Annotated in this window: 16 protein-coding genes; 9 read left to right on the top strand and 7 right to left on the bottom strand. The window is 60.5% G+C overall.

Translation table 11 applies throughout. The features are described from left to right. The first annotated feature begins 48 nt into the window (after positions 1-48). Complete coding sequence (locus ACN9MU_RS09990) at positions 49-987, top strand: glycosyl hydrolase (RefSeq protein ID WP_426322062.1); 939 nt, start codon at positions 49-51, stop codon at positions 985-987. Continuing rightward, positions 984-2051 (top strand): acyltransferase family protein, encoded by a 1068-nt coding sequence (locus ACN9MU_RS09995; protein ID WP_426322064.1) that lies wholly within the window; start codon positions 984-986, stop codon positions 2049-2051. The genes ACN9MU_RS09990 and ACN9MU_RS09995 overlap by 4 nt, the downstream gene beginning before the upstream one ends. Here the strand turns inward: ACN9MU_RS09995 and ACN9MU_RS10000 are convergent. From ACN9MU_RS10000 to tssK, 7 genes are read right to left on the bottom strand one after another with little or no spacing between them, the layout of a single operon-like run. Then, positions 2041-3105 (bottom strand): M949_RS01915 family surface polysaccharide biosynthesis protein, encoded by a 1065-nt coding sequence (locus tag ACN9MU_RS10000; protein ID WP_426344510.1) that lies wholly within the window; start codon positions 3103-3105, stop codon positions 2041-2043. The genes ACN9MU_RS09995 and ACN9MU_RS10000 overlap by 11 nt on opposite strands. Further along, positions 3098-3589 (bottom strand): hypothetical protein, encoded by a 492-nt coding sequence (locus tag ACN9MU_RS10005; protein ID WP_426344511.1) that lies wholly within the window; start codon positions 3587-3589, stop codon positions 3098-3100. Before ACN9MU_RS10005 ends, ACN9MU_RS10000 begins: the two co-directional genes overlap by 8 nt. A gap of 18 nt (positions 3590-3607) precedes the next feature. After that, positions 3608-4294, bottom strand: coding sequence for a hypothetical protein (locus ACN9MU_RS10010; RefSeq protein WP_426344512.1), 687 nt, complete (start codon positions 4292-4294; stop codon positions 3608-3610). Beyond that, positions 4291-4905: a hypothetical protein gene (locus ACN9MU_RS10015; protein ID WP_426344513.1), complete on the bottom strand. Its 615-nt coding sequence runs from the start codon at positions 4903-4905 to the stop codon at positions 4291-4293. The genes ACN9MU_RS10010 and ACN9MU_RS10015 overlap by 4 nt, the downstream gene beginning before the upstream one ends. A 16-nt stretch (positions 4906-4921) precedes the next feature. Next, positions 4922-5668 carry a hypothetical protein gene (locus tag ACN9MU_RS10020; RefSeq protein WP_426344514.1) on the bottom strand — a complete coding sequence of 249 codons (747 nt, stop codon included), beginning with the start codon at positions 5666-5668 and terminating at the stop codon, positions 4922-4924. Between the two features lie 47 nt (positions 5669-5715). Further along, positions 5716-6474, bottom strand: a complete 759-nt coding sequence (gene icmH, locus ACN9MU_RS10025; RefSeq protein WP_426344515.1) for a type IVB secretion system protein IcmH/DotU — start codon at positions 6472-6474, stop codon at positions 5716-5718. A gap of 13 nt (positions 6475-6487) precedes the next feature. Beyond that, on the bottom strand, positions 6488-7828 hold the full coding sequence (tssK, locus tag ACN9MU_RS10030; RefSeq protein WP_426344516.1) for a type VI secretion system baseplate subunit TssK: 1341 nt from the start codon (positions 7826-7828) through the stop codon (positions 6488-6490). A 204-nt stretch (positions 7829-8032) separates the two neighbouring features. Between tssK and ACN9MU_RS10035 the strand changes: the two genes are divergently transcribed. From ACN9MU_RS10035 to tssG, 7 genes are read left to right on the top strand one after another with little or no spacing between them, the layout of a single operon-like run. Beyond that, complete coding sequence (locus ACN9MU_RS10035; protein ID WP_426170275.1) at positions 8033-8647, top strand: tetratricopeptide repeat protein; 615 nt, start codon at positions 8033-8035, stop codon at positions 8645-8647. 26 nt (positions 8648-8673) lie between these two features. Then, a complete protein-coding gene (gene tssB, locus ACN9MU_RS10040; RefSeq protein ID WP_426170277.1) occupies positions 8674-9177 on the top strand; it encodes a type VI secretion system contractile sheath small subunit in 504 nt (167 codons plus the stop codon). Between the two features lies 1 nt (position 9178). Beyond that, positions 9179-10660, top strand: a complete 1482-nt coding sequence (gene tssC / locus ACN9MU_RS10045) for a type VI secretion system contractile sheath large subunit (RefSeq protein ID WP_426170279.1) — start codon at positions 9179-9181, stop codon at positions 10658-10660. A 30-nt stretch (positions 10661-10690) separates the two neighbouring features. Then, complete coding sequence (locus ACN9MU_RS10050) at positions 10691-11182, top strand: Hcp family type VI secretion system effector (protein ID WP_426170281.1); 492 nt, start codon at positions 10691-10693, stop codon at positions 11180-11182. Positions 11183-11223: 41 nt separating this feature from the next. Further along, complete coding sequence (gene tssE, locus ACN9MU_RS10055) at positions 11224-11685, top strand: type VI secretion system baseplate subunit TssE (protein ID WP_426170283.1); 462 nt, start codon at positions 11224-11226, stop codon at positions 11683-11685. Between the two features lies 1 nt (position 11686). Next, positions 11687-13531: a type VI secretion system baseplate subunit TssF gene (gene tssF / locus ACN9MU_RS10060; protein ID WP_426322081.1), complete on the top strand. Its 1845-nt coding sequence runs from the start codon at positions 11687-11689 to the stop codon at positions 13529-13531. Then, positions 13495-14586, top strand: a complete 1092-nt coding sequence (gene tssG / locus ACN9MU_RS10065) for a type VI secretion system baseplate subunit TssG (protein ID WP_426322083.1) — start codon at positions 13495-13497, stop codon at positions 14584-14586. Before tssF ends, tssG begins: the two co-directional genes overlap by 37 nt. Positions 14587-14589: the final 3 nt, after the last annotated feature.

Below are 14589 nucleotides of genomic sequence, written 5' to 3' on the forward strand. Positions count from 1 at the left end.
ATGGCAGGGTTCCTCCGGGGCCCTGCCTTTTTTGTATCCGGAGTTCGAATGCGTAAAGTAATGCTGGCGGTGCTCGCCGCCTTCTCGACTGTTGCCGTCGCGGCGCCGGCAGTCGTCCATAGCCCCTATAAATACCTGTCGCCGTGGGATCCTGCGCAGGGCGTCCAGACCTGGGCCTTCGCAAGCGGCGAATGCGGCGAAGAGCGTTGGGGCGAGGTTGACGGCGCCGCTGTCGCAGCCGCCAACGTGTCGCGCTTCGTCCAGGCTGGCGTTGGCTATATCGTTTCGACAGGAGGGCAGGGTAATATCTTCACCTGCGCCACTGACGAGGGCATCGAGCTGTTCGTGTCGCGCTATATGTCGCCACAGTTGATTGGCTTTGATTTCGATATCGAACATGGCCAGACGGCCGCGCAAATCGATTCGCTGGTGGCGCGCATCGCCCTGGCGCAGAGGGCGCATCCGCAACTGCGGTTCAGTTTCACCATTGCCACCCATGCCGCTTCGGACGGCAGCGCGCGCAGCCTGAATGAAACGGGAGAACAGGTGCTGGCCGCCTTGCGCACGCATGGCGTGCAGGATTACGTGCTGAACCTGATGGTGATGGATTTCGGGCCGGCCAGCCGTAGAGTATGCGTAGTGCGGCGTGCCCGCTGCGATATGGCCGCTTCCGCCATCCAGGCCGCGCAAAATGTACATCACAAGTACAAAGTGCCGTTCGCACAGATTGAACTGACACCCATGATTGGTGTGAACGATGTGGCGGAAAATGTCTACACCCTGGACGATGCGCGCGCCACAGTTACTGCCGTGCGCAAGATGGGCATGGCGGGAGTCCATTTCTGGTCGCTTGACCGCGACCAGCCTTGCGGCAAGCCGTCCAAGGGGGCGGAAGCGAATTGCAGCTCGATGGCGAACGTAGCGGCGGGCTCCTACCGGCGCATCCTGGCGCCGGCTGCGGCAATTCCGCGGGAGGCTTCACAATGACTGCCGCAGCCCGTTACCAGTCTCTGGACGTCCTGCGCGGCCTGACGGTCGCGTTGATGATTATCGTGAATACGCCGGGTGACTGGAGCCACGTCTACTCTCCCTTGTTGCATGCGCCCTGGCACGGGTTCACGATGACTGATTGGGTATTTCCGAGTTTCCTGTTCGTCGTTGGTAACGCGCTTGCGTTCACGCTTCCGCGCTATGAAGGCATGGGTGGCGCGGCCGTGCTGGCCAGGATTGCCAAGAGGACCATTACCATCGTTGCCCTCGGCCTGCTGCTATGCCTATTGCCCAAGCTGGGCGGGCCTTTAAGCGAGGTGCGCCTGCCGGGCGTGTTGCAGCGCATAGGCCTGTGCTTCGGCATCGCCGCGCTGGTGCTGCATTATCTCGGCGAACTCGGTGCAGTGGTGTTCAGTGTCCTCGCTTTGCTCGGCCACTGGCTGGTCATGGCGCTGTTTGGTGACTATAGCCTCGAAGGCAATGCTGGCCGGGCTATCGACCTTTGGGTATTTGGCGCAGGCCACCTGTACCAAGGGGAAGGCCTTCCCTTCGATCCGGAAGGCCTGCTCGGTACTTTGCCCGCCACGGTAAATGTCATCGGGGGATATTTCGCAGGCCGCTACCTGCGCGGGCATGGCGCGACCGTGCGAACGCTCGGTGTGCTGGCCGGCGCTGGCGTCGTGCTGTCGGTTTTGGCGCTGTGCTGGGCTCCGCTGCTGCCGATTAATAAGAAACTGTGGACTGGCAGTTACGTGCTGCTGTCGACCGGCACCGCACTGCTGGTGCTGGTGGCACTGGCGTGGATCATCGAAGTACGCGGCGCCCGGCGCTGGACCTACTTCTTCGAAGTGTTCGGTAAAAACACGCTGTTCATCTACATGCTGTCGCAAGTGGCTGTGGTAGTGCTGGACAAAACCCGCACTTACGCGCCCTTGGCCGCAGCGCTGGAGCCGGTCGGCAGCCCTAAAGCCGCCTCGCTGGCGTTTGCGCTGCTTTTCATGCTGGCCTGCTGGCTGGTGGGGTATTGGCTGGACAAACGGAAAATCTACATCAAGGTGTAGTTTTCACGAACTCGAGGCGATTGTTTTCATATTTCCATTCGTTGTACGGTCCAAAGACTCGCAAGTTTTCCGGACTAACGGAAATCTGCTGCGCGCGCTTCAGTCGCCTGAACAGCGTTCCATCGCTTGGCGGGCCACTGGCCGGCCTGAACGAATCAAGCTTATACAGGCGTTTTCCATCAACGCTCACCATGGCCAGGGCGATCTCGCGCGGCGCTGGACTGAAGTAAATGCGCCTGACAGTCGTGTTTCGGTCCTGCAGATAGACACCGTCGTTGTGCCACTTTGCAAAAAAATAGTCGTCACATGCAGCCTTCGGCGTGTGCTTCCATTCACAGGCGAGCAGGATTTTCACATGGCGGTCATCCAGCCTTTTGATGGAGATGTGCGCCTTGCTATAGCCCCATTTGTCTGGTGACGAATGAAGGCTGTATTCGCCTTCCAGCTCCTGCAATGGGGAGCGTGGCGCGTTCTCGCGTGCGACGCTGCCGGAAGTTTCGTTCCAGATGTTACGCAGGTGATCCAGGAAGGCCGCGTTTTCCGGCAGCAGCAATGCGGCATCCGGCTTTGGCGTTCCGCCGCTTACCGGCTGGGCGGACGTGAAAACAAGTGCCTGTCCCCGCATCGCGTACTTGTCGTCGCCCTGGCGCATGATGGCTTTGATTTCCGATGGCTCCGACTCTGTTCCACAAGTCAGGCTGTATGCGACGGTTACTTCTGCGGTGCCATCGTTATTAAGATCTGTCACCGGGGCGGCATTGGGGAAGAATGTCGGCTTTGCTCCGGAACCTGCGGGACACTCTGCGCCATCCCGGACGATCCATTCCCGCGCCCCGTTCTTGTTGAACGACATGGCGGCAAGGTTGAAGGCCTTTCCAGCACCGCTTTTGGACGCCAGTTCCCGTTCGGTCAGCAGGAGCGTATGGTCGCCATGGTGGTCGCTGTAGCGAACCAACGATACGACTTGCTCGTTTGGCTTCAAGCCTTCCTTGAGCATGGCAGGGATTTCGGATGTGCAGCAAGCGGCAATTAAAAGGCCCAGGAGATTATTCATGAACTTGAGGGTCCAAGGGCAGATACACCAATATCTTTCCAGAGGAGTTACAGGCAACGCCAACAAGCTCTCGGCCAGACTTCGTGACCGTCGTCACATATTTTCTGCAATTGGCGCGGCTGGAGAGAATTGCTGTCGAATTCCTGTTCCTGTTCAGGAGATCGCGAAATTCCCTGGTGAGCCAGGGACGCGCGGCTTCGGGAACAATGAAAATTTCCCGGGCCGGCTCTTTGAGGGAGCTGAAGCAGTCTTGTTCCTGCTCCAGCTCCGCGATTAAGGTCTGGAAGTCAGTGGGGCCAGGCACCCAGCCGGAGTCGTCGGGAGTCCCAAAGATCTCCCAGCGGGCGGATTTGGCCTCCATCGGGAGATTGACGATTGCGCGCAACGCGGCAATGTCTTCCGACTGCGGCTTCGGGTCTCCGAAGGAGCATCCGCAGAGGAGGAGAATGGTGGCGGCAACTAGAATTCGGTTCAGCGTTTTCAATTCTGGATTTCGATTCGGTTATTTTCGTATTTCCACTTGACGTAAGGGCCGAAGAATGTTTTTGGTTTCGGTGAATGGATTTCCCAAGTCCTGCGTGCGCACCCACGCAGTCGTGGTTCTGGCAGTGGCAGGGTGTACGTAGCGGATGCGCGTATAGGAATCGTCGCCTTCTAGGGCTGCGACCACGTCGCCTGCAACGAGCAAGCCCTTTCGTTCCTTAATGGCGCCGCCATCTTTGTCGTTAAATTTTGTCGTTCTCAGAACAACGCGAATACCGATGGCTGGCATCTTCTTCAAGATGGTGTAGCGTGTCGGATGGTCGTCGTCCGGGCCTTTGTCAAAAGTTCCAGCGGCGCTACCGCAACCGGCCTGCGGTTCGTCGGTCTGAATGATCCATTCTCCGTTCTTCTCCCAAACCCTGCCCGGGATGTCATCTTCCTTGCTTCCATCCCGAATGGGAAAAGAGTTGATGACGATAGGAGAATTGGCGTGGCGAGCGGTCTCCTTGAAGAGGAAGCTGCAAGAAAAATGCAGGATCTGGTGCGTCATGTTGAAGGCACCGCGAATGCCTTTGCTGGAAGTGGTGGCGACCAGGTGTGGATGGTCAAAGACCAGCAGCGTCTCGTTCGCGGTGGTGCTTGCGGCTGCGGTGCCCCCCGCCGCCAGGAATGCCAGCAGAATTGCCAAATGCGCCTGGATCTTCATTGTTCGGTTTGCGGGAATTCAAGCTGGCGAAAATCGTCGGACAGTATGCCGGTCGGCGTGCCCTCGACATCGGGGTAACTGCTGAACTTGACCGCCAGCCTGCCGTCCCGGATGGAATATGCGGAGAAAGCCGAGGCATTTTCCAAATGGTCGGGGAAAATCGATCGCCAGCAGCTCTCGATTTGTACCTTGCCGAGCATTTTGACTTTCGCATCGCTCATGCTCAGCGCATTGATAAATACCTCGGCTCCCGAGCCGCACTGGCCCATGCCTTCGCCGCCGCTGCTGCGAATGACAGAGTTGAACAGGACTACATTGCGTGACAGGTAGGGCTGCAATGCCATAGGCAGGAATCGGATGGATTTTTCCATGCCGATCAGTTCCGGGCCGTAGTTCATGTCGATTCGTTCTACCGTATGCGGGCGGCCGTTGACTGCGATGCTGACAGTGCGGGCTTTCGGCTGATAGTCCAGCGTCAGTGTCCTGCCAGGCAGGCAAAGGGAGGCTCCTGGCTGCTGTTGCTTGGCGCCGGCCGCGCAACCGAAGTCTTTTAACCCGGTCGCTTGCGCAGGAAAAGCTGCGAAGCAAGCGAGTACTGTGATCATGCGCATCAGGTTACTCGCTAGTTTATTCGTTGACATGTCTCGACGTGACGAGAGGCGGCCGCTCCCCCTCACAATAACCGGCCTCAGTGCCTTTGCCTTCAGTTGCGGCGTTATCGGTGCAGGTCAGATTGCCCGCGCCATTTCGCAAGTAGCTCGTGTGGATTTCCGCAGGTCCTTCCGAATTGTTGCCTATGCGTTCGGATTTCCAGTCAAATCGGTAACCGTTTGGAAGCGAGCGCAATACTGGAACCGGTTTTGCAACGGGCAGCGGCGCGCCCTGATTCGTGACCTCGTTATGCCAAATCGCACGCATCGAGGCCGTCTCTGCGTCGTAAATGAAGTAGTCGACGCTGGCTAAAAAGTGATTAGGACGATATTCGTATTCGTTGCAAACGCGTCGCAGCAGGGCATGTTTTGCCGATGCATCGATTGCACGTAAGTTGTACTTGGCGCAGACCGTGCGCCTCGCATTGCGCGCTGCAGCGATGGCGAAGACTTGGACGCTTCCTTTGGAGCTGAATTCAAGATGGCCGCGCGACGGATCAAGTTTCATCCACAATCCGACGTCCTTGACCAGCGGCATAGCCAAGTCTTCAGGGGCCTCCGAATCCGAATAAAGCGAGATACGTGCCCATCGCTGCTTATCGTTATCACCTTGCTTGATGCGTTCGCTCATCGCTTCGCTTTCGCGCTGAGATTTATCCGCGGGGTTGGCAATGGCGGCGCAGCAGGCGAATGGCAGGATGAGGGCGAACAGGATTCTCTTCATTGAAGCAGGCGGCCTTGCCGGGACAGGCCGTCCCGGCAGCAAGCGCATTACGGCAGGGTAATCGTGACGTGGGCTTGTCGCGGCGCCATGCGCACGACGTCGTTATAGGCGCTCACTTGCTGCGCCGTATGGCTGGACAGCGAAGTGCGCAGGCCGATATACGCCAGCGCGGAAATCAATGCGAACACGGAGCACAGCACCCACAGCGGCAGGTCGCTGCGCAGCTTGTGCATGACCTGGTCGGGACGTTCGGCGTGCGGCGCGAAGCCGGGACGGCGGCCCTTCATGTGGGCGATTTCGTCGCCCAGGCGGCTGGTCAGGTAGCCCAGTTTTTCCGAGCCTTCCAGGATGTAGCGGCCCTGGAAGCCAAGCAGCAGGCACATATGGAACACTTCCAGCGCTTCCACGTGCTCGCTGCTGCGGGTGCGCAGCGCATCCAGGCGGTTGAAGAAGTTCTCGCCGGCGAGCTGGTCGCCGAACAGGGTCAGTTGCAGCGGCTTCAGTTCCCACGCATCGCGGATGGAAAAGTGGGAGCGAAGGATGATCTCGTCGACCGCGGCGCAAAAGGCGTACTTGGCGGCGTCGATATCGTCGGCAGAGGCGTTCTTCTTGCGCGCATTGCGGCCGAAGTCGTCGAGGAAGCGCGTCATGCGCGACTGGAACTCGGCGTGGTCCTGCGGCGCGCTGCCGTTTTTCAGCATGAAGAGGGCGTAGAAGCCGTCGTACATCATGTCCAGCAAGGAGCCGCTGGCGGTCGGTGCGGCAACTGGTTCGGCGATAAGTGAAGGTGGGGCGATGGTGTTCATGTTCTGCTCTGATTCAGGAGTTCACGGCAATCAATTCAAGTCTCAATTCGCGCATGCCGGCCGGGGCATAGATTTCGATGGACTGGGCCTGCAGCATGCGCTCGTACAACGGGCCTTTGGAGTCCAGGGTGAAGTAGCAGGTGTCCGGGCGCACCGGCACCGCGGCCGGGACTTGCGGCGCATGTGCCAGCCGCACGCCAGGCATGGCGGACAGCACCAGCTTTTCGACGTCGTCCGGTGCGCCGACCTTGAAGCGCAACGGCACGACTTCCACCAGTTCGACGGCCGGCATCTCGGCGCCGACAGCCAGGTAGAAGGTGGTGTCTTCGCTGATCTTGCCGGAATCGAGCATGCCGCGGTGGTGAGCCGGCTTCGGCTGCGACAGGGCGATGGCAAAGTAGCGCGAGGAAATCACGGTATCCAGCAGTTCGCGCACGATCATGTAAAGCTGCGAAAACGCGGGCCCCGGATCGTCGTGGCGATAAGGCGGCAAGTCCGACAGCGACCAGCTGCGCGAGTACGTCATCAGCGCGCCCGCCAGCGACAGCAGCTGTTCATACAGGCGTTCCGGATGCAGCTCGGGGTTATGGTAGTAGTGCGACAGCGAAGCGAAGGCGGTGCTGGCGGTATGCAGCAGCCAGAAAGTGGACATGTCGCCGCTGCGGAATTCGATCACGTTGCGGCTAGGCTCACGATGGTGGCCGTACAGCGCATTGACCTTGGCCTGCAGCGCATCGAGCAGGCGGCGCAGTTGCAGGAACAAGGGCTGGGCGGTGCGAATGGTCAGGCTTGGCGGCACGAAGCTCGGATCGAGTTCGAAGCCGCCGGTGGACAGGCGGCGCAGGCGCAGCAGCGGCAGGCACACATAGCCTTCGCGCGGTTCGGCATCGGACACCAGGCGCAGGGATTTTTTCAGGTAGGCCAGTTCGGCTTGCGCAGCCTGGGTGTACAGGTCGGGCGTCTCGGCATTCGCTTGCGAGAAGCGGGCGCCATTCGAGGGCTGGCCGGCTTGCGCGAAATTGCCACCGAAATGCTTGAACACGGGCAGGGCGGCGTACCAGGTCACGCTGTGCTGCGATTGCGCGAGCTGGCCCAGGTCGATCGCCTCCGGCAGGTTGTCATGGCCCGGCGCTTCAATCAATTCGCCATCCGGCAATACCAGCGACAGTTCGAGCAGGCGCAGCGTGTTATGCGCCAGGGCTTCCATGTCGATCGACAGGCGATCGACGCCCCACGCATACGGATGCACGGCTTTTACGCTGCGATGCAATCGGTGCTCGTGATAGCGGTCCTGCTGCTGGAAATGCTGAGGGCGCAAAAACAAGCCTTCGCCCCATAACACCTTGCTGGCCATCTGTGATCCTTCTGATAATTGTTTTCTGGTAAGTGCCAGAACAATAACACTTCCTGAGAAAGCCTGTATTAAAAGGCTCAATCGTGCGCGGGGATGTGAAAATTGGTGAGATTCAATTGTGCGTAGGTAATATTTTTTTTCTGCTAACGTTCGTCCGACGCAATTATTGTAAAAAAGCTATTTGTCCGTTCGATGAGGTTAGTTATGAAGAAAATCACTGTTATCTCCCGTATTTTGTGCATCGCAGCAATCGCTGCTTCCCTGTCTGCCTGCCAGACCATGGATACCGCTAAAGTTGCCGTTCCGGTAAAACCGAAGCTGGAAGACATGCTGGCCCGGGCTACCGAAGCCAAAGTGGCCGGTAAACAAGAGCAGGCCATCACCCTGTGGAAGGAAACTGCCAACGCCTACCCTGCCGATAAGTCGCCATGGGTGAACATCGCCCAGTCCCGCTATGACGCAGGGCAATATGGCGAAGCGATCGTGAGCGCCCAGGAGATCCTGGTGCGCGATCCATCCGACCAGCTGGCCAACAGCATCATCGCCATTTCCGGCCTGCGCCTGTCCACCCGTGCCCTGGGTGACCTGAGCCGCCAGAACAACCTGTCCGGTTCGATCCGTACCGAATCCCAGGACCTGGCCAAGCTGCTGCGCGAGAGCCTGGGCGAAACCGTGCTGGTGCCAAATACCGATAAAAAGCCGCAGGCGCGCAGCAACAACACCGCCAATGCCGCTGCCAATGCCGTCCGGACCAGGGCCCAATCTGCCCGGACGCCTGCATCGACCCCTAGCGCCGACCCATTCGGCGCACTGAAATAACCACCAAGTCCAAAGAAGGAGAAGCCATGTCCAAGAACGAAAGCGTCCAGAAGCGCCTGCAGAAAATCCGTCCGCCACGGGTCCAGATGACCTATGACGTGGAAATCGGCGACGCAATCGAAAACAAGGAACTGCCCTTTGTGATGGGGGTTGTCGGCGATTTCGGCGGCAATTCCGAGGTGGAGAAGAAGCGCCTGAAGGATCGCAGCTTCGTCAACATCGACCGCGACAACTTCGACGAAGTGATGAAGGGCGTGGAACCGCGCGCTGCCTTCCGCGTGCCGAATGAGCTGGGCGGCGAAGGCCAGTTCGGCGTCGACCTGAAATTCAAGGCCATTTCCGACTTCCGTCCGGAGTCGGTGGTGGAGCAGGTGGAGCCGCTGCGCCAGTTGCTGGAAGCGCGCAACAAGCTGGCCGACCTGCGCAACAAGCTGGCCGGCAATGACAAGCTGGAAGACTTGCTGAACGACGTTTTGCGCAGCACCGAGAAACTGGCCGAGTTGGGCCAGAAGCCTGAACAAGGAGAATGAGATGTCGGCACAATTGAACGCCGCCGGTGCACTGGCCACCGCAGAAGTAAACCTGCTCGACCAGATCGTCGAGCAGAGCAAGGTCGCCAAGTCGACCAGCGAGCACGCACGTGCGAAAGACATCATCTCCGAACTAGCGCAGCAGGTCATGGCCGGCACCGTGGTGGTGTCGGATAACCTGGCCGCCACCATCGACGCCCGCGTGGCGGAACTCGATCGCCTGATCTCCTCGCAACTGTCGGTCATCATGCACGCACCGGAATTCCAGAAGCTGGAAAGCAGCTGGACCGGCCTGCATTACCTGGTCAAGAACACCGCGACCAGCACCGGCCTGAAGATCAAGATGCTGAACGCGACCAAGAAGGAGCTGGTCAAGGACTTCCAGGGCGCGCTGGAATTCGACCAGAGCTCCATGTTCAAGAAGGTCTACGAAGAGGAATTCGGCACCTTCGGCGGCGCCCCGTTCGGCGCCTTGCTGGGCGATTTCGAAATCACCCGCCAGCCGGAAGACATGTACTTCATCGAGCAGATGTCGCACGTGGCGGCTGCCGCGCACGCGCCTTTCATCAGCTCCGCTTCGCCCGAGCTGTTCGGCCTGGAGACCTACGCCGACCTGGGCAAGCCGCGCGACCTGTCGAAAGTCTTCGACACCGTGGAATACGCCAAGTGGAAGTCGTTCCGCGAATCCGAGGATTCGCGCTACGTCGGCCTGACCTTGCCGCGCTTCCTGGGCCGCCTGCCGTTCAACCCGGCCGATGGCGCCACGGTGGAAGGCTTCAACTACGTGGAAGACGTGGACGGCACCGACCACGAGAAATACCTGTGGTGTAACGCCGCCTACGCCTTCGGCGTGCGTCTGACCCGCGCTTTCGAGGACTTCGGCTGGTGCGCAGCCATCCGCGGCGTGGAAGGCGGCGGCCTGGTGGAAGACCTGCCAACCCACACCTTCAAGACCGACGAAGGCGAAGTCGCGCTGAAATGCCCGACCGAAATCGCCATTACCGACCGCCGCGAGAAAGAGCTGAGCGACCTTGGCTTCATCTCGCTGGTGCATTGCAAGAATACCGACTACGCGGCCTTCTTCGGCGCGCAGTCCGCGCAGAAAGCGCGCAAGTACAACACCGACGCTGCCAACGCCAACGCCGTGCTGTCGGCCCAGCTGCAGTACATCTTCGCCGTATCGCGCATCGCCCACTATATGAAGGCCATGATGCGCGACAAGATCGGCAGCTTCGCGGCTGCTTCGAACGTGGAGGATTACCTGAACCGCTGGCTGACCCAGTACGTGCTGTTGGACGACAACGCCAGCCAAGAGCAAAAAGCGCAGTTCCCACTGCGTGAAGCTAACGTGCAAGTGTCTGAAGTGCCTGGCCGTCCAGGCGTGTATCGCGCTGTGTCCTTCCTGCGTCCCCACTTCCAGCTCGACGAGCTGTCCGTTTCACTCCGTTTGGTCGCGGAGCTGCCGCAATCGACCAAGTCGTAATTTTTATCTTTAAACACAGAAAGGAATACCATGGCAATCGACGTTTACCTGCAAATCGACGGTATCAAAGGCGAGTCCACCGATACCGCCCACAAGGATTGGATCGAAGTCAAATCCGTCCAGTGGGAAGTCCTGCAGCCAAAGTCGGCCACCGCATCTACTGGCGGCGGCCATACCGCGGAACGCACCGAGCACCGCGATATCGTCATCAACAAGCTGGCCGACCTGGCTTCGCCACTGCTGCTGCAGAATTGCTCCTCGGGCAAAACCCTGCCAAAAGCGAAAATCGAATTCATGCGTGCTGACGGCCAGGGCGACCGCGTCAAGTACTTCGAAATCGAACTGGAAAACGTGCTGATCTCCAGCGTCGCTCCAGAAGTTCGCCAGGGCGACATCCTGGGCGAAGACGTTTCGCTGAAATACTCCAAAGTCAAGTGGAAGTACACCCAGCAGAAAGTCAACGGCGGCACCGGCGGCAACACCTCCGGCGGCTGGGACCTGTCGACCAATAAAGTAGCTTAAGCGGGGACTGAATGACGGTAAGGGGATTTGCGCCGGGGCTGATGGACCGGTTGCTCCAGCCTGGTGATGGCTCCGGCAGTGCGGCCGTCTACCGCATGTCGCTCGACGAGATGAAGGACTCCGTCGCGCGCGACCTGGAAGCATTGCTGAATACCCGAACCGTCATCCCTGAGCATCTGCTCAAACGCTTTCCGGAGTGCGGTCGTTCCATCGTCAGCTATGGGCTGAACGATTTCGCCGGCATGTCGCTGGCGAGCCCGGACGACCGCGCTGCCATTTGCCAGGGGCTGGAACGTGCCATTGCACGGCATGAGCCGCGCCTGCGCAATGTACGAGCCTCACTTGAAATGCAAGAGGGCGGCATCGACCGCCTGAATTTCGCCATTACGGCGCTGCTGGTGCTGCACGCGGCACAGGAGCCGGTCAACTTCGACGCGGTCCTGCAGCCATCCAGCCTGCAATACACGATTAGCAAGGCACGCCGCGCGCTGCCGGGAGCATGATTTGGAAGAGTTACTGCCGTATTACGAGCGCGAACTGGGTTTCCTGCGGCGCTATGCACGCGAATTCGCCGAGCGCTATCCCAAGATTGCTGGCCGCCTGCTGATTGGCGGCGAGGTATGCGAAGACCCGCATATCGAACGCATGATCCAGTCCTTCGCGCTGCTGAATTCGCGCGTGTCGAAGCGCCTGGACGACGATTACCCCGAATTTACCGAAGCACTGTTCGAGGTGCTTTATCCGCACTACCTGCGCCCATTCCCGTCCTGCTCGATCGCGCGCATGGACTATGCCACCACCGCCGCCCAGTTGACGGCGGCCAGCGAGATTGCGCGCGGAACGGTGCTCAACACGCGGCCCGTCAACGGCGTCGCGTGCACTTTCCGCACTTCCTATCCGGTGACGGTAGCGCCCCTTGTGCTGAGCCACGCCTCGTTCACCGCGGCGCTGGCCTCGCCGGAATCGGTGCAACTGCCTCCGGGCGCCGGCGCCGGCCTGGCGATCACGATCGATTCGGTGTCCGAGCAGATTGGCCTGCCTGCGATGGGCGTATCGAGCCTGCGCGTCTTCATCGACGGCGAACCCTCGTTCTGCGCCGCCCTGCGCGATGCGCTGTTCATGCGCAGCGCCAAAGCCTGGGTCGAGTGCGATGGCGACGGCCGCTGGCTGCCGCTGGCGCGCATTCCCGTCGCGGCCGCAGGCTTCGAGGAGGAAGATGCGCTGATTGATTTTTCGGCGCGCTCGCACCAGGCTTACCGCCTGCTGACCGAGTATTTCTGCTTCCCCGAGAAGTTCAATTTCTTCGATATCGACCTCGCTGCCCTGTGTGCGCTGCTGCCGATCGGCACCAAGCGCCTGACGCTGCACATCGCCATGAACGGCATCCGTCCCGATTCGCATGTGGCGCGCATGCTGGCGACGCTGTCGACCAACAACCTGCTGCTGGGCTGTACCCCTGTGGTCAACCTGTTCCACCAGCGCGGCGAGCCGATTCGCATTTCGCATACGGCTGCCAGCTATCCAGTGCTGGCCGATGCGCGCCGCGCCTATGCCTACGAGGTTTACTCCATCGACGCGGTGCGCATGGTGCGCCAGACCCCGCAGGGCGAATCGATCGTCGAGTTCCGGCCGTTCTACTCGCTGCGCCACGGCGAGACGCCGGAAAAGCATGGCCATTACTGGGTGATGCGGCGCGATGAACAGATGGCGCACAAGAGCCCCGGCTATGAGACCGAGATCACTGTTGTCGACATCGACTTCGATCCGGCGGAGGTGGAAACGGATACCCTGAGCCTTCAACTGACTTGCACCAACCGCGACTTGCCGGCATCGCTGGCCTATGGCCTGCGAGGCGGCGACTTGTTCCTGGAAGGCGGCTCCAGCGTACGCAGCATCAGCTTCCTGCGCAAGCCGACGCCTTCCCAGCGCTTCGAGCGCGGACATGGGGCGCACTGGCGCCTGGTGTCGCACCTGTCGCTGAACCACCTGTCGCTGTCGGGCGGCGGCCTGCAGGCTTTCCAGGAAATGCTGGGACTGTACGACTTGCCGCGCTCGGCGGCGACCCAGCGCCAGATTCGCGGGCTGGAATCGGTGGAATACAAGCCGGCCAACGCCTGGCTGGCGGGAAACCCGTTCGCCTGCGTGGTGCGCGGCATGGAAGTGCGGCTGACGATCGACGAAGAAGCTTTCGTCGGCAGCGGCATCCATGCCTTCGCCCAGGTGATTGAACGTTTCCTGGGCCTGTACGTGCATGCCAACAGCTTTACGCAACTGGTCGTCGTGGCCGAGAGGACTGGGGAGGAGCTGCTGCGATGCACACCGCGAAGCGGCGATTTGAGCCTGCTGTAATCGAGCGCCTGTTCGCCGAGCCGTTCCGCTTCCAGTTCTTCCAGGCGGTGCGGATGGTGGAGCTATGGCTGCGCCGCAACGGCGTGGCGCAGGAGGGCGCGATCGCCAACTTCATGCGCTTCCAGAACTCGGTGACGCTGCGCTTCCCGGCCAGCCAGCTCGAAACGCTGCATCCGGAGCCGCGCGAGATCCTGCCTACCGCGCCGGCGCTGGCGGATGCCTTGCAGAGCAAGCAGCTGCGCTACCTGCGCATGACGCCCAATTTCATGGGCTTCCTGGGCAGCTCGGGAGCGTTGCCGGCGCATTACACGGAATCCATTGCGGCGCACCAGCTGTACGCGAAGGACGAGGGGCCGCGCGCCTTCCTCGATGCGTTTTCGACCCGCTCGCTGTCGCTTTTCTACGAAGCCTGGTGCAAGTACCGGCTGGAGCTCAAATACCAGGTCGATGGGCAGGACAGGTTCCTGCCGCTGCTGCTGGCGCTGGGCGGGCTTGGCAACAAGGGGCTGACGCAAAGGCTGTCGGGCCGCGAAGCCCAGGCTTCCGGTGCGGTGCGCGACGAGTCGCTGGCTTACTTTGCCACGGCGCTGCGCCAACGTCCGGCTTCGGCATCGACCATGGCGCGCGTGCTGGGCGAATACTTCCGCGTCGATATCAAGGCAACGCAGTTTGTCGGCTGCTGGTGCGAGGTGCCGGCGCTGCAGCAGACCATGCTGGGCGGCGTGCAGGCGCAACTGGGCGCCACCGCCATGATCGGCTCGCGCGTCTGGCAGCGCGACTTGCGCATGCGCCTGACCATCGGCCCGCTGCGGCGCACAGATTTCGATGCTTTCCTGCCCGGTGGTACTGCTGCGCGTGCCCTGGAAAAGCTGCTGTCGATGTTTACCGGGGTCACGCTGGAATACGAAATCTGCCTGGTGCTGCGCGCCGAAGACGTCTCCGGGGCGTCGCTTGGCGCCGGCGCGCGGCTGGGCTGGGACAGTTTCATACCGGACGAGGGTGCAAGCGAAGACCGCACCGATGTCCGCTACTTCATCCATGGATTAACAATGTGAGGA

Source organism: Pseudoduganella sp. R-32, from assembly GCF_049913245.1.
GTDB lineage: Bacteria > Pseudomonadota > Gammaproteobacteria > Burkholderiales > Burkholderiaceae_D > Rugamonas.

Excerpts from the sequence above, each read along its gene's own strand:
- ACN9MU_RS10020 (WP_426344514.1), bottom strand. The coding sequence starts at position 5,668 with ATGAAGAGAATCCTGTTCGCCCTCATCCTGCCATTCGCCTGCTGCGCC.
- icmH (WP_426344515.1), bottom strand. The coding sequence starts at position 6,474 with ATGAACACCATCGCCCCACCTTCACTTATCGCCGAACCAGTTGCCGCA.
- ACN9MU_RS10010 (WP_426344512.1), bottom strand. The coding sequence starts at position 4,294 with ATGAAGATCCAGGCGCATTTGGCAATTCTGCTGGCATTCCTGGCGGCG.
- tssE (WP_426170283.1), top strand. The coding sequence starts at position 11,224 with ATGGACCGGTTGCTCCAGCCTGGTGATGGCTCCGGCAGTGCGGCCGTC.
- ACN9MU_RS10000 (WP_426344510.1), bottom strand. The coding sequence starts at position 3,105 with ATGAATAATCTCCTGGGCCTTTTAATTGCCGCTTGCTGCACATCCGAA.
- ACN9MU_RS10050 (WP_426170281.1), top strand. The coding sequence starts at position 10,691 with ATGGCAATCGACGTTTACCTGCAAATCGACGGTATCAAAGGCGAGTCC.
- ACN9MU_RS10035 (WP_426170275.1), top strand. The coding sequence starts at position 8,033 with ATGAAGAAAATCACTGTTATCTCCCGTATTTTGTGCATCGCAGCAATC.
- tssB (WP_426170277.1), top strand. The coding sequence starts at position 8,674 with ATGTCCAAGAACGAAAGCGTCCAGAAGCGCCTGCAGAAAATCCGTCCG.
- tssK (WP_426344516.1), bottom strand. The coding sequence starts at position 7,828 with ATGGCCAGCAAGGTGTTATGGGGCGAAGGCTTGTTTTTGCGCCCTCAG.
- tssG (WP_426322083.1), top strand. The coding sequence starts at position 13,495 with ATGCACACCGCGAAGCGGCGATTTGAGCCTGCTGTAATCGAGCGCCTG.
- ACN9MU_RS10015 (WP_426344513.1), bottom strand. The coding sequence starts at position 4,905 with ATGCGCATGATCACAGTACTCGCTTGCTTCGCAGCTTTTCCTGCGCAA.
- tssC (WP_426170279.1), top strand. The coding sequence starts at position 9,179 with ATGTCGGCACAATTGAACGCCGCCGGTGCACTGGCCACCGCAGAAGTA.
- ACN9MU_RS09995 (WP_426322064.1), top strand. The coding sequence starts at position 984 with ATGACTGCCGCAGCCCGTTACCAGTCTCTGGACGTCCTGCGCGGCCTG.
- ACN9MU_RS09990 (WP_426322062.1), top strand. The coding sequence starts at position 49 with ATGCGTAAAGTAATGCTGGCGGTGCTCGCCGCCTTCTCGACTGTTGCC.